The organism is Megasphaera sueciensis, from assembly GCF_050219315.1.
Taxonomy (GTDB): Bacteria; Bacillota; Negativicutes; order Veillonellales; family Megasphaeraceae; genus Megasphaera_A; species Megasphaera_A sueciensis.
In genome coordinates this window covers 1,672,683-1,685,569 of record NZ_CP116939.1, presented here as the reverse complement: position 1 = coordinate 1,685,569, position 12,887 = coordinate 1,672,683, and the positions used below count along the sequence as shown (strand labels likewise).

The following is a 12,887-nucleotide window of genomic DNA, read 5'->3' as shown; positions in this document are numbered from 1 at the left end:
TGTAACGAACAAACAAACGCCAGAGTGCGAGGTCTTGGAAACAAGACGTCAAAACGAGTAAGAAAACGAACCAAAAACAATAGCAAGAAGGAGCCGAATGGCTCTTCATATATCATGGAGAGTTTGATCCTGGCTCAGGACGAACGCTGGCGGCGTGCTTAACACATGCAAGTCGAACGAGGTCTTTCAAGAAGCTTGCTTCTTAAAAGACCGAGTGGCAAACGGGTGAGTAACGCGTAAACAACCTGCCCTCAGGATGGGGACAACAGCTGGAAACGGCTGCTAATACCGAATACGATCAAACGGCCGCATGGCCGGATGATGAAAGGATGGCCTCTATATATAAGCTATCGCCGGAGGAGGGGTTTGCGTCTGATTAGCTGGTTGGAGGGGTAACGGCCCACCAAGGCGACGATCAGTAGCCGGTCTGAGAGGACGAACGGCCACATTGGAACTGAGACACGGTCCAGACTCCTACGGGAGGCAGCAGTGGGGAATCTTCCGCAATGGGCGAAAGCCTGACGGAGCAACGCCGCGTGAGTGAAGACGGCCTTCGGGTCGTAAAGCTCTGTTATATGGGACGAACGTATCTATGGCCAATACCCATAGATAGTGACGGTACCGTAAGAGAAAGCCACGGCTAACTACGTGCCAGCAGCCGCGGTAATACGTAGGTGGCAAGCGTTGTCCGGAATTATTGGGCGTAAAGGGCGCGCAGGCGGCCGGTCAAGTCTGTCTTAAAAGTGCGGGGCTCAACCCCGTGATGGGACGGAAACTGGCAGGCTGGAGTGTCGGAGAGGAAAGCAGAATTCCTAGTGTAGCGGTGAAATGCGTAGATATTAGGAGGAATACCAGTGGCGAAAGCGGCTTTCTGGACGACAACTGACGCTGAGGCGCGAAAGCCAGGGGAGCAAACGGGATTAGATACCCCGGTAGTCCTGGCCGTAAACGATGGGTACTAGGTGTAGGAGGTATCGACCCCTTCTGTGCCGGAGTTAACGCAATAAGTATCCCGCCTGGGGAGTACGGCCGCAAGGCTGAAACTCAAAGGAATTGACGGGGGCCCGCACAAGCGGTGGAGTATGTGGTTTAATTCGACGCAACGCGAAGAACCTTACCAAGCCTTGACATTGATTGAACGAGGCAGAGATGCCTTTTTCCTCTTCGGAGGACAAGAAAACAGGTGGTGCACGGCTGTCGTCAGCTCGTGTCGTGAGATGTTGGGTTAAGTCCCGCAACGAGCGCAACCCCTATCTTCTGTTACCAGCACGTAAGGGTGGGGACTCAGGAGAGACTGCCGCAGACAATGCGGAGGAAGGCGGGGATGACGTCAAGTCATCATGCCCCTTATGGCTTGGGCTACACACGTACTACAATGGCTCTCAATAGAGGGACGCGAAGGAGCGATCCGGAGCAAACCCCAAAAACAGAGTCCCAGTTCGGATTGCAGGCTGCAACCCGCCTGCATGAAGCAGGAATCGCTAGTAATCGCAGGTCAGCATACTGCGGTGAATACGTTCCCGGGCCTTGTACACACCGCCCGTCACACCACGAAAGTCATTCACACCCGAAGCCGGTAAGGTAACCGCAAGGAGCCAGCCGTCGAAGGTGGGGGCGATGATTGGGGTGAAGTCGTAACAAGGTAGCCGTATCGGAAGGTGCGGCTGGATCACCTCCTTTCTAGGGAGACATGGGCAGGACCCCGACGGGGTGCCTGCAGTCATCTTTAGGTCGGCACTTTGGTACATGTACGTTACATTGTTTAGTTTTGAGAGGCCATTTTTGTATGGTATCTCACGCGTATCTTGACAACTGCATAGAAAAGTATTGAATAAGTAAAACCTCTTTAAATAAAGAGAGTCAAACTTAACGAACCGAAGAAACTCAAACATAGTAGGTGGGTACGAACGTACCAAGAGAAAGTCAAGTAAGTAAGGGCGTACGGCGGATGCCTAGGCCATGTCAGCCGAAGAAGGACGCGATAAGCTGCGATAAGCTGCGGGGAGGTGCAAGTAACCAGAGAGCCGCAGATTTCCGAATGGGGAAACCCGGCAGCAGGAGTGCTGCCACTCCACGCAAGTGAGAGAGGGCACCCGGTGAACTGAAACATCTAAGTAGCCGGAGGAAAAGGAATCAACAGAGATACCCCAAGTAGCGGCGAGCGAACGGGGCAGAGCCCAAACCGGGACGGGCAACCGACCCGGGGTTGCGGACTACCAACAAGCGCGCAAGGCGAGCCGAACCAGCTGGGAAGCTGGGCCAGAGACGGTGAAAGCCCGGTAGGCGAAACGGCGCGCGCGGGGTAGGATCCAGAGTACCACGAGACACGAGAAACCTTGTGGGAAGCAGGGGGGACCACCCTCCAAGGCGAAACACTGACATGAACCGATAGCGCATAGTACCGTGAGGGAAAGGTGAAAAGCACCCCGGGAGGGGAGTGAAAGAGAACCTGAAACCGTATGTCTACAAGCAGTCGGAGAGCGTATATATATCAGCTCGACGGCGTGCCTATTGAAGAATGAACCGGCGAGTTACTTCATCCAGCGAGGTTAAGCGGGAAACGTGGAGCCGCAGCGAAAGCGAGTCTGAACAGGGCGACAAGTTGGATGGAGTAGACCCGAAACCACAGTGATCTACCCATGTCCAGGTTGAAGCACAGGTAAAAATGTGTGGAGGACCGAACCAGTGAGCGTTGAAAAGCTTTTGGATGAGATGTGGGTAGGGGTGAAATGCCAATCGAACGTGGAGATAGCTGGTTCTCCCCGAAATAGCTTTAGGGCTAGCCTCATGGCGAGAGTACAGGCGGTAGAGCACTGAACGGGGTAGGGTCCTATCCGGATACTGAACCTAATCAAACTACGAATGGCTGTACTTATACATGGGAGTCAGACTGCGAGTAATAAGGCCCGTAGTCAAAAGGGAAACAGCCCAGACCAACAGCTAAGGTCCCCAATGCCGTACTAAGTGGCGAAGGATGTGGAATTTCGAAAACAACCAGGATGTTGGCTCAGAAGCAGCCACCATTAAAAGAGTGCGTAATAGCTCACTGGTCGAGAGACTCTGCGCCGAAGATGACCGGGGCTAAAGTACGGAACCGAAGCTTTGGCATGTGTCTGAGGACACATGGGTAGGGGAGCGTTCCTGCAGGGAAGAAGCCTGACCGGAAGGACAGGTGGACCGGCAGGAAGAGAGAATGCCGGTATGAGTATCGAAAAGAAAGGTGAGAATCCTTTCCACCGAAAGCCTAAGGTTTCCTGGGCAACGATCGTCGACCCAGGGTAAGTCGGGGCCTAATCCGAGGCGGAGAAGCGTAGGAGATGGACAACAGGTTGAGATTCCTGTACCACGACAGTCTGTTCGAGCGAAGGAGCGACACAAGAAGGAAAGCGCGCATGCGATTGGAAGAGCATGTCCAAGCTGGTAGGTTGGATGAGAGGCAAATCCCTCATCCGGAAGGCCGAGAAGCGATGGGGAGCTTCTGGAGACAGAAGCGAAGGGGCCGGACCTAAATTGTCAAGAAAAACTTCTAGTGAGGACTGTGGTGCCCGTACCGTAAACCGACACAGGTAGGCAGGAAGAGAATTCTAAGGTGCGCGGGAAAACCCTCGTTAAGGAACTCGGCAAAATATATCCGTAACTTCGGGAAAAGGATAGCCCAGAGTAGGTGAAGCGCAGAAGCGCGCGGAGCCGGAATGGGCGGCAGAAGAGAGGCCCAAGCGACTGTTTACCACAAACACAGGCGTCTGCTAAAGGGAAACCTGATGTATAGATGCTGACACCTGCCCGGTGCTGGAAGGTTAAGAGGAAGTGTTAGCGCAAGCGAAGCAGTGAATTGAAGCCCCAGTAAACGGCGGCCGTAACTATAACGGTCCTAAGGTAGCGAAATTCCTTGTCGGGTAAGTTCCGACCCGCACGAAAGGTGTAACGATTTGGGCACTGTCTCAACGAGGGACCCGGTGAAATTGAAGTACCTGTGAAGATGCAGGTTACCCGCGACTGGACAGAAAGACCCCATGGAGCTTTACTGTAACCTGAGATTGAATTTTGGTAAGAGACGTACAGGATAGGTGGGAGGCAGGGAAGTGAGTACGCCAGTATTCACGGAGCCGCTGGTGGGATACCACCCTTGTTTTACCGGAATTCTAACGAAAAGCGTAACAAGCTTGCGGACAGTCTCAGGCGGGCAGTTTGACTGGGGCGGTCGCCTCCAAAAGAGTAACAGAGGCGCCCAAAGGTTCCCTCAGCGCGGACGGAAACCGCGCGCAGAGTGCAAAGGCAGAAGGGAGCTTGACTGCGAGACGGACAGGTCGAGCAGGGACGAAAGTCGGGCTTAGTGATCCGGTGGCATCCGAGTGGAAGGGCCATCGCTCAACGGATAAAAGCTACCCTGGGGATAACAGGCTTATCTCTCCCAAGAGTCCATATCGACGGGGAGGTTTGGCACCTCGATGTCGGCTCATCACATCCTGGGGCTGAAGTAGGTCCCAAGGGTTGGGCTGTTCGCCCATTAAAGTGGTACGCGAGCTGGGTTCAGAACGTCGTGAGACAGTTCGGTCCCTATCCATCGCGGGCGGAAGAAACTTGAAAGGGGCTGCTCCTAGTACGAGAGGACCGGAGTGGACGGACCAATGGTGTACCAGTCATACCGCCAGGTGTGCAGCTGGGTAGCTACGTCCGGGACGGATAAACGCTGAAAGCATCTAAGCGTGAAACCAGCCTAAAGATGAGGTTTCTCATTACGCAAGTAAGTAAGGTCCCACAGAGACGATGTGGTTGATAGGCCGGGAGTGGAAGTACAGTGATGTATGGAGCGGACCGGTACTAATAGACCGAGGACTTGACTTAAGCACGAAACATCCGCTATGTAAGACCTTTAGTTCGCAGATACTTTTCTTTGTGGTTGTCAGGGTATGACCCTGAACGATTCAGTGGCGACAGCTGCGGGGATCCACCTGTTCCCATGCCGAACACAGCAGTTAAGCCCGCAAACGCCGAAAGTACTTGGGTGGAAGCGCCCTGGGAGGATAGGAAGCCGCTGATTGGAAGCCAGCATACTTTACCAGTATGCTGGTCTTTTTGTCGTATTGAGCTTTCTTATTTTTCGTGATATCCTTAATCTTTTTATGATTGTGCATAGTGAGAGGAAAAGTTTAAAATAGGGAACCTTCATTGACAGTGTATGAAAAACATGACATAATTAATTAGATATGCCTTAACACAAAGGCTTTCCGTATATGGCACGGGGAGCTTTTTTGATATGGGAGGAATAATATGGCAGATAATAGAATTATTGCAGCATTGGATGTTCACTCATTAGATGATATGCAAAGCATTGTGAAAAGGTTGGGAGAGAACATTTCTTTTTATAAGGTTGGCATGGAATTATTTTATAGTGCCGGGCCAGATTCTGTTCGATATTTGAAAGATCAGGGGAAAAAAGTTTTTCTTGATTTAAAAGTTCATGATATTCCTAATACGGTAGGTCAGAGTTTAAGGGCTCTCGTAAGATTGGGAGCTGATTTTATGACATTGCACGGAACTGGCGGCGAAGCCATGATGATGGCTGCTGTAGAAGCTGTAAAAAATGAAGCAGAAAAACTGCAGATATCTTCACCGCAATTATTGGCAGTTACCGTATTGACTAGTTTTGATGAAAGAAGCTGGCAACAGGTTGGCGGTGCAGTGCCGCTTAAAGATACAGTGAAACGATTGGCTCTCTTAGCCAAGAAATCTGGTATTGATGGGGTTGTGGCATCACCGCATGAAGCTATGGATATTCGTAAATGTTGTGGGGATGATTTCCTTATTGTTACACCTGGCATTCGGCCAGCTTTTGCGCAAATAAATGATCAAAAACGTATAGCGACTCCTGTTCAGGCGTTACTTTGCGGAGCTTCTCATCTTGTCATTGGGAGGCCTATTATGAAAGCAGACGATCCAGTGTTGGCTGTTGAAAAAATCATAGAAGAAATTCAGGGGGTATGATTGTATGATGACAGAAGCAGAAGTTAAACAATTATTAGTAGATACAGAAGCCGTATTGGAAGGGCATTTCTTATTAACATCTGGATTGCACAGCCCATTATATGTAGAAAAATTCAATGTATTGCAGCATCCGGAGTATACCGAAAAGCTTTGTAAAGAATTGGCAGCACGGTTTCAGGATAAACAAGTTGAACTTGTTATTGGTCCCATGACAGGTGGTATTCTACTTGCGCATGAATGTGGCAAGGCTTTGGGAACACGCGCTATTTTTACAGAAAGAGAAAAAGGTGTAATGACCTTACGGCGAGGATTCCGTATTGAACCAGGGACACGCGTACTCGTTGTTGAAGATATTGTTACTACTGGAGGATCAGTGCAAGAGGTTGTTAATGTTGTGAAAAATAGTGGGGGTGTCATTGTGGGAGTGGGACTTTTGGTTGATCGCAGCGGAGGCAAAGCTGAGTTTGGAGTACCAAAAGAAGATGTCCAGGCATTGCTTCACTTGACAGTGCCTACATATAAACCGGAAGAATGTCCTATGTGCAAGCAGGAAATTCCGATGACAGAACGTGGCAGTCACCATATAAAATAATATATTAGGAGATGTATGTATGGACTTATTATTTGCGATTCTTCCATTTTTTAATGCCGGGCTTGTCGGTTCTATAGCAGCCCGTATTACCGGAATCAACATGAGCATGTGTGTGTTGATGGGTATACTTTACATGGGTGCTACTCCGGTGGAAGCAGTAGTTGTTATGTTGACTTTTAACACATATACATATTTTACGATTTACTCTCAAGAACATCGTATTAGTTTTAAAAATTTTACTTTTTTTCCAGGAATACGTATTGTTATTCCTATTCTTCTTACGATAGCAGGTATTGCAATACAGCCTTTTATGGGAATTACATTCTTTGTAGCTATATTTTTATTAGAAATTTTTGCTATGATATATAAGCAAATGGAACCTAAAATACGTCCATCAATCAGAGAATTGCTGATTATGTGCGGCATTGCCTCTATACTTGTCGTAATTGGTTTGATTCTGGTGCAGTTTATACCTAAAGAATGGTATTTTGCTTTCGATGGTATTGTTATTATTGGGTTTGCTTATTTTATGTGGGCTGCTGGAAACCGCAATGCCATGCAGTCTATTTGGGATAAGATTTTGTATGGTGCTGCATTTATAACTGGAATTACGGGGATAGATGCTTCTGACTGGTTAGGGGCTATGCACCGCAATAATCGTTCTGTACTATGCCGTTGTTATCCGATTGTTATCAATACTGCACAAGTAGTAGCGTTGCTGATATCTTTTGTTTTGTACCGTTATTTTTCTCTGGGATCCTTATTTACAACGATTGGAGCCGCTATTGGTGTTCGGCTGTTCGGCGTTTATGTTCCATCGGATAAAGGGAAATTTTCTTATTTGGCGTTGGGATTAACTGTTTTAGCTGTTCTTATATTTATGTTAACACAGCCAGTTCCTTCGGGATTTCCGGAATTACCGCTTTTTTCGTAGGATACGTTCTGAAAAATTGCATGCATGCTGCTGATAAATCGTATATTTTTCTATAGACAAAAAACACAGATATTCATCTTTGTACTGACACCCATAAGTTAGACCTAGAAATCTAGCTTATGGGGTCACTACACTTTTTGGATGAATATCTGTGTTTTTTATTTATATATGTGAATATCAATGTCGGAGCGTAATAAGATAGACCGTAGTCAGAATACAAATAAAACCAAAAAAATCAGCAAGACAGAAGGGAGTATTAAGCCAAAGAAAAGAAGAGAAAGCAGCGGATACGGGTTCTAATGTTCCTATAAAAGTGGCTTTTACGGGACCAATATCACCTACACCGCGCAGAAATAGTGTAAAGGAAGCAACCGTACCAATCAGTATAATAAAGATAATAGCTAGTATTCCGTATATATCTAAAGAAACTGAGGCAGTCCAAGGGTGAGAGACAGAAGATAATAAGATGCCGCCTATAAGCATAGCACAACCGTTAACGGGGATAGTACCCCATTTTACAATCAGGCGGTTCGGAAGAATAGTATAAATTACGGAGCCTATAGCTGCACCAATGCCCCAAAACAATCCTTGTGGGGAGAGCAGCATATGAGAAGGTGTGCCTCCTGTTACCATAAGGAAGACCCCAACAAGTGCTAAAACAACGGAAATATTTTCTCGTAATGTCGGTAAGCGGCGAAAATGGAAACAAGATAAGAATGCCATCATAATCACATTTAGCGTTTGCAGTATAGTGGCTGTACCGGAATTAGAATATTGAATAGCAGATAAATACGTAATTTGACATAATAACAGACCGCAAACTGCAAATAGAAAAAGACGAAACCAATTTTGGCGAGTTTGTAATAAGTCGAACAATTGTTTACGCTGATTTGAGAGTGCAAATAATAAGAGGATAGTACCAGCCCCCAGAAGACGGCAATTTGTCAGAAAAATAGCATCAATATGATAATTAGAAAAAAGGTATTGTCCGCAAGTACCGGATATCCCCCAGCTTAAGGAGCCAAGTACAGTGCAAAGCATCCCTCGTTTGAAGTTTTCTTCAACCATAGAATACATTCCTTTCATAGCAATGTATTTATTATATCAAATGAGCTAATCTTGTAAAGTTATCGAGGGAAAGTTACAATAGAATTAAATGAATAAGAGTAGGAGAAATTACAATGACAGAAAAAGAACGCATGCTGTCAGGCCAATTATATAAACTTCCTGACAGTGAATTAAATGCTTTATTATTTCGCTCCAGAAAATTACGGCGACTCATTGCCGAATGTAAAGAGGGAGAAATAGATCGGAAAAATAGTTTATATAAACAATTATTAGGTTGTGTTGGAAAAAAATTTTGGATAGGTTCACCGTTTTATTGTGACTATGGAGGTAATATTTATATTGGTGAAGATTTTGTCGCTAACTATGATTGTATTATGCTTGACGTTTGTCCCATTACGATAGGTGACAATGTCTTGTTGGGGCCGCGCGTATCTATTTATACGGCAATGCATCCGCTGGATGCTGCTGTGCGTGATACTCGTGTCGAGTATGGAAAACCAGTAAAAATTGGCGACAGTGTTTGGATCGGAGGCAGTGTAGTTATTAATCCGGGTGTTACAATTGGAAATCGAGTTGTCATTGGATCAGGATCGGTGGTTACTAAAGATATTTCGGACAATGTTATTGCTGCGGGTAATCCTTGCCGTATATTGCGTTCCTTGACAGACGCAGATCGTCTTTATTGGGAGGGGCGGCTGAAAATATATGAAAGCAGTAAAAAAGATATATAGGGTGATAGCAATTCTTTGCTGGACGCAGACAGTGTGATTGACAGCCTTTGCATAAATTTATGATTCCACCTTAATATTTCCCTTGACTTTATGTCTGCATATGGATACAATAGATAAAGAAAATATGAAGACGGTTCAGTGAAACCGTTTTGTTTTTGGATAGAAGATGGTACCTTTAATATAGTCCAGAGAGGCTAAGAAGGGACATGTTTTTTTTGTATGTTCTTTATGACCTTTGCCTTTCGGCAGGGGTCTTTTTTGTTGGTGCCAGTTCTGAGTTCAATTTTTTGAAGGAGGATAACGGATGGTCAGTTTAAAAGGACAAAGCCTTTTGGGATTACAAGGAATGCCGAAAGAAAAAATTGATTTGATTTTGCGGGTAGCAAAAAAAATGAAAGAGGTTGTTAACCGAGATGACAAAAAACTTCCATTTCTTCATGGACGGTCTATTGTGAATCTGTTTTGGGAACCAAGCACAAGAACTCGCGGATCCTTTGAAATGGCTGCCAAATATTTAGGAGCAGATACTGTTATTTTTATTCCGAAAGGAAGTTCTATTGAAAAAGGTGAAAGTTTCCGTGATACGTTACTGACGATTGAAGCTATGGGTGTTGACGCTGTGGTTATGCGGCATAAACAAGAAGGATGCCATGCGTTTGCGTCACAATTTGTTACTCCTCCCATTATTAATGCCGGCGATGGAGCGCATGAACATCCAACGCAGGGATTGCTGGATTTATTTACTATACATGAAGCTAAAGGACACATTAATGGATTAAAGGTGGTTATTGTCGGCGATATTAATCATAGCCGGGTAGCACGTTCTGATATATATGGCCTTAAAACTATGGGAGCAGATGTACATCTTGTCGGGCCGCGGACCCTCCTTTCCCCAGAATTAGCACACATGGGAGTTACTGTTCATTATGACTTGGATGAAGCCTTAGAAGGGGCTGATGTAGTTAATGTACTGCGTATTCAGAGAGAACGCCAGGGAGTAGGATTTTTTCCAAGTACTGGAGAATATGCATCTTTTTATGGTATTAATCATAAACGGCTGCAGCAAGCTAAGAAAAATGTACTTATTATGCATCCTGGTCCGATGAACCGCGGTCTGGAGATAGAACCGGATGTGTGCTATTGGAGTCAATCCGCTATACAAGAACAGGTTAAAAACGGAGTTTCTGTACGAATGGCAGTTCTTTACTTAACGATTATAGGAGGCGATGATGTTGACATTACTCATTAAGGGAGGCCGAGTAGTAAATCCGGCATTACAACAAGATGAAATTTGCGATATCCTGATTGAAAATGATAAAATAAAAGAAATTGGTAGAGATATTCAGGAACCGGAAGCACAAATATATGATGCGGAAGGATTGATTGTCGCACCGGGATTTATAGATATGCATGTCCATTTACGCCAGCCCGGACAATCAGACAAAGAAGATATGAAATCAGGAACAAGGGCGGCAGCAGCCGGCGGCATTACGTGTATTGCAACAATGCCGAATACTTCTCCCGTTATTGATAAAGCGATTATTGTAGAGGGTGTGAAATATAAAGCAGAAAAAGAAGGGGTTATAAAAGTTGAAGTGATCGGATCCATTTCCAAAGATTTAAATGGGAAGGAGCTATCCGGTATGGGAGGGATGGCAAAAGCCGGTGTCGTTGCTTTTTCTGATGATGGGCGATATGTTGAAAATTCAGATTTTATGCGGAAAGCGCTGGAATATGGCAATATGTTTGATAAGGTGTTAATTGATCATTGTGAAGAAGCAACCCTTGTCAAAGAAGGAAATATGAATGAAGGCATCGTATCTAATGAGCTGGGAATAAAAGGACGTCCAGCTGTTGCGGAGGACATTGCTGTCGCACGGGATATTCTTTTGTCAGAAGCCACAGGAGCGGCAGTACATATTGCTCATATTAGTACAAAAAAAGCAGTTGACATGGTGCGCAGGGCAAAAAACGCCGGAATTCGTGTTACGGCGGAAGCGACACCACAGCATATGATATTGACAGACGAAGCTCTTAAGACATTTGATCCGCGTTTTAAAGTCAATCCGCCATTACGTTCGAATGATCACAGGAAAGCTGTTGTGGCCGGTCTTAAAGATGGTACTATTGATGTTATTGCAACGGACCATGCGCCCCATACATGGGAAGAGAAAGATCAGGAATTTAATTCGGCACCCAGTGGTTTTGTGGGATTAGAAACAAGTATAGGTGCAGTGTTAACTTTTTTATACCATCAAGAGAAAGTGGAATTGAAGACAATTATACAGGCTATGTCTACTGCACCGGCGCATATTTTACATCTTGATGCCGGAGTCATTGCAACTGGTAAATCTGCAGATTTTACAATACTTGATTTAAATAAAGAATGGGCGGTGAATGCAGAGGAATTTTATTCAAAAAGCCATGCATCTCCGTTTGATGAAATGATATTTAAAGGAAAAGCTGTCGCAACTATTGTTAATGGGGAATTTGTTATGAAGGATGGAGTGGTATTAAAATGAAAGGTGTCCTAATATTGGAAAATGGCCGGAAATTTTATGGTCATATGCTGGCACATGAAGCTGCAGTAGGAGAAGTTGTATTTAATACAGGCATGACAGGATATCAAGAAACCTTCACAGATCCTTCTTATGCTGGACAGATTATTACCATGACCTATCCGCTTATTGGTAATTATGGATTATTTCATGAAATCGAACAGGCAAATAAACCATATGCTAATGGGTTTATCGTCAGCGAGCTTTGTGATATGCCGAGTAATTGGCAGAATGAGGGGACTCTTTCTACTTTTATTATGACGCATCACATTCCATGCTTATATGGGGTTGACACGCGGGCGATTACTCGTTCGATTCGCCAGCAAGGTGTCATGAAGGGTGTTATTGTTCCGGCTGATATGGAAGAAAACGCTGTAAAAGAATTATTTGATACACCTTTGGAAACACAACTTGTTCAGCAAGTTACAACAAGAACTATCAGACACCAAGGAAGCGGACGTTTCCATGTGGCCGTCATGGATTATGGAGCGAAAACTAATATTTTAAAAGACCTTGAAAAAAATGATTGCCGATTGACTGTTTTCCCTGCGGCAACTAAAGCCGAAGATGTGTTGGCAATTAATCCTGATGGCATTTTCTTATCTAATGGTCCGGGAGATCCTAAGGATGTTCCTCATATTGTAAACGAAGTAAAGAAAATGATTGGGCAAAAACCTATCTTTGGTATTTGTCTGGGACTGCAAATGCTGGGATTGGCACTGGGAGGAACAAGCCGTAAGTTGACATTTGGACATCGCGGAGCAAACCATCCGGTAAAGGATGTTTGCACGGGCCGGGTATACATTACTTCGCAAAATCATGGATATGTCATTGATGAAGATTCATTGCCAAACAATGTTGTTGTAACGCACCGCAATCTTCATGATAATACATTGGAAGGATTTACATGTCCGGAAATGAATATTATGTGTGTTCAGTATCATCCGGAAGCATCACCAGGACCTACTGATAATTTGTATCTGTTTGAACAATTTATCAAAATGATGGAGGGGAAATAA

General features: G+C 45.2%; 8 protein-coding genes and 3 rRNA genes. 10 read left to right on the top strand and 1 reads right to left on the bottom strand.

Annotation, left to right across the window (positions count from 1 at the left end):
• The first annotated feature begins 111 nt into the window (after positions 1-111).
• The 6 genes from NXG62_RS08115 (at position 112) to NXG62_RS08090 (ending at position 7,511) form a co-directional block, all read left to right on the top strand.
• Positions 112-1,680: ribosomal RNA gene (locus NXG62_RS08115) — 16S ribosomal RNA — on the top strand.
• Between the two features lie 241 nt (positions 1,681-1,921).
• Positions 1,922-4,845: ribosomal RNA gene (locus NXG62_RS08110) — 23S ribosomal RNA — on the top strand.
• Between the two features lie 79 nt (positions 4,846-4,924).
• Positions 4,925-5,041: ribosomal RNA gene (gene rrf / locus NXG62_RS08105) — 5S ribosomal RNA — on the top strand.
• The 16S, 23S and 5S rRNA genes sit together here, the layout of an rRNA operon.
• A gap of 230 nt (positions 5,042-5,271) precedes the next feature.
• On the top strand, positions 5,272-5,985 hold the full coding sequence (gene pyrF / locus NXG62_RS08100; protein ID WP_427111946.1) for an orotidine-5'-phosphate decarboxylase: 714 nt from the start codon (positions 5,272-5,274) through the stop codon (positions 5,983-5,985).
• 4 nt (positions 5,986-5,989) lie between these two features.
• Positions 5,990-6,577, top strand: a complete 588-nt coding sequence (gene pyrE, locus NXG62_RS08095) for an orotate phosphoribosyltransferase (RefSeq protein ID WP_427111944.1) — start codon at positions 5,990-5,992, stop codon at positions 6,575-6,577.
• A gap of 19 nt (positions 6,578-6,596) precedes the next feature.
• Entirely contained in the window at positions 6,597-7,511 is a 915-nt protein-coding gene (locus NXG62_RS08090; RefSeq protein WP_427111942.1) for a hypothetical protein, read from the top strand.
• A gap of 177 nt (positions 7,512-7,688) precedes the next feature.
• Here the strand turns inward: NXG62_RS08090 and NXG62_RS08085 are convergent, their stop codons facing one another.
• Positions 7,689-8,579: a DMT family transporter gene (locus NXG62_RS08085; RefSeq protein ID WP_427111941.1), complete on the bottom strand. Its 891-nt coding sequence runs from the start codon at positions 8,577-8,579 to the stop codon at positions 7,689-7,691.
• A 113-nt stretch (positions 8,580-8,692) separates the two neighbouring features.
• Between NXG62_RS08085 and NXG62_RS08080 the strand changes: the two genes are divergently transcribed.
• From NXG62_RS08080 to NXG62_RS08065, 4 genes are all read left to right on the top strand, one after another.
• Positions 8,693-9,310 carry a sugar O-acetyltransferase gene (locus tag NXG62_RS08080; RefSeq protein WP_427111939.1) on the top strand — a complete coding sequence of 206 codons (618 nt, stop codon included), beginning with the start codon at positions 8,693-8,695 and terminating at the stop codon, positions 9,308-9,310.
• 304 nt (positions 9,311-9,614) lie between these two features.
• Complete coding sequence (locus NXG62_RS08075) at positions 9,615-10,559, top strand: aspartate carbamoyltransferase catalytic subunit (protein ID WP_427111938.1); 945 nt, start codon at positions 9,615-9,617, stop codon at positions 10,557-10,559.
• Positions 10,543-11,832 (top strand): dihydroorotase, encoded by a 1,290-nt coding sequence (locus NXG62_RS08070; RefSeq protein WP_427114261.1) that lies wholly within the window; start codon positions 10,543-10,545, stop codon positions 11,830-11,832. Before NXG62_RS08075 ends, NXG62_RS08070 begins: the two co-directional genes overlap by 17 nt.
• Entirely contained in the window at positions 11,829-12,887 is a 1,059-nt protein-coding gene (locus tag NXG62_RS08065; protein ID WP_427111937.1) for a carbamoyl phosphate synthase small subunit, read from the top strand. The genes NXG62_RS08070 and NXG62_RS08065 overlap by 4 nt, the downstream gene beginning before the upstream one ends.

Bases quoted from the DNA above. Each gene is read 5' to 3' on its own strand.
- NXG62_RS08075 (WP_427111938.1), top strand. From the start codon at position 9,615: ATGGTCAGTTTAAAAGGACAAAGCCTTTTGGGATTACAAGGAATGCCG.
- NXG62_RS08080 (WP_427111939.1), top strand. From the start codon at position 8,693: ATGACAGAAAAAGAACGCATGCTGTCAGGCCAATTATATAAACTTCCT.
- pyrF (WP_427111946.1), top strand. From the start codon at position 5,272: ATGGCAGATAATAGAATTATTGCAGCATTGGATGTTCACTCATTAGAT.
- NXG62_RS08065 (WP_427111937.1), top strand. From the start codon at position 11,829: ATGAAAGGTGTCCTAATATTGGAAAATGGCCGGAAATTTTATGGTCAT.
- NXG62_RS08085 (WP_427111941.1), bottom strand. From the start codon at position 8,579: ATGGTTGAAGAAAACTTCAAACGAGGGATGCTTTGCACTGTACTTGGC.
- pyrE (WP_427111944.1), top strand. From the start codon at position 5,990: ATGATGACAGAAGCAGAAGTTAAACAATTATTAGTAGATACAGAAGCC.
- NXG62_RS08090 (WP_427111942.1), top strand. From the start codon at position 6,597: ATGGACTTATTATTTGCGATTCTTCCATTTTTTAATGCCGGGCTTGTC.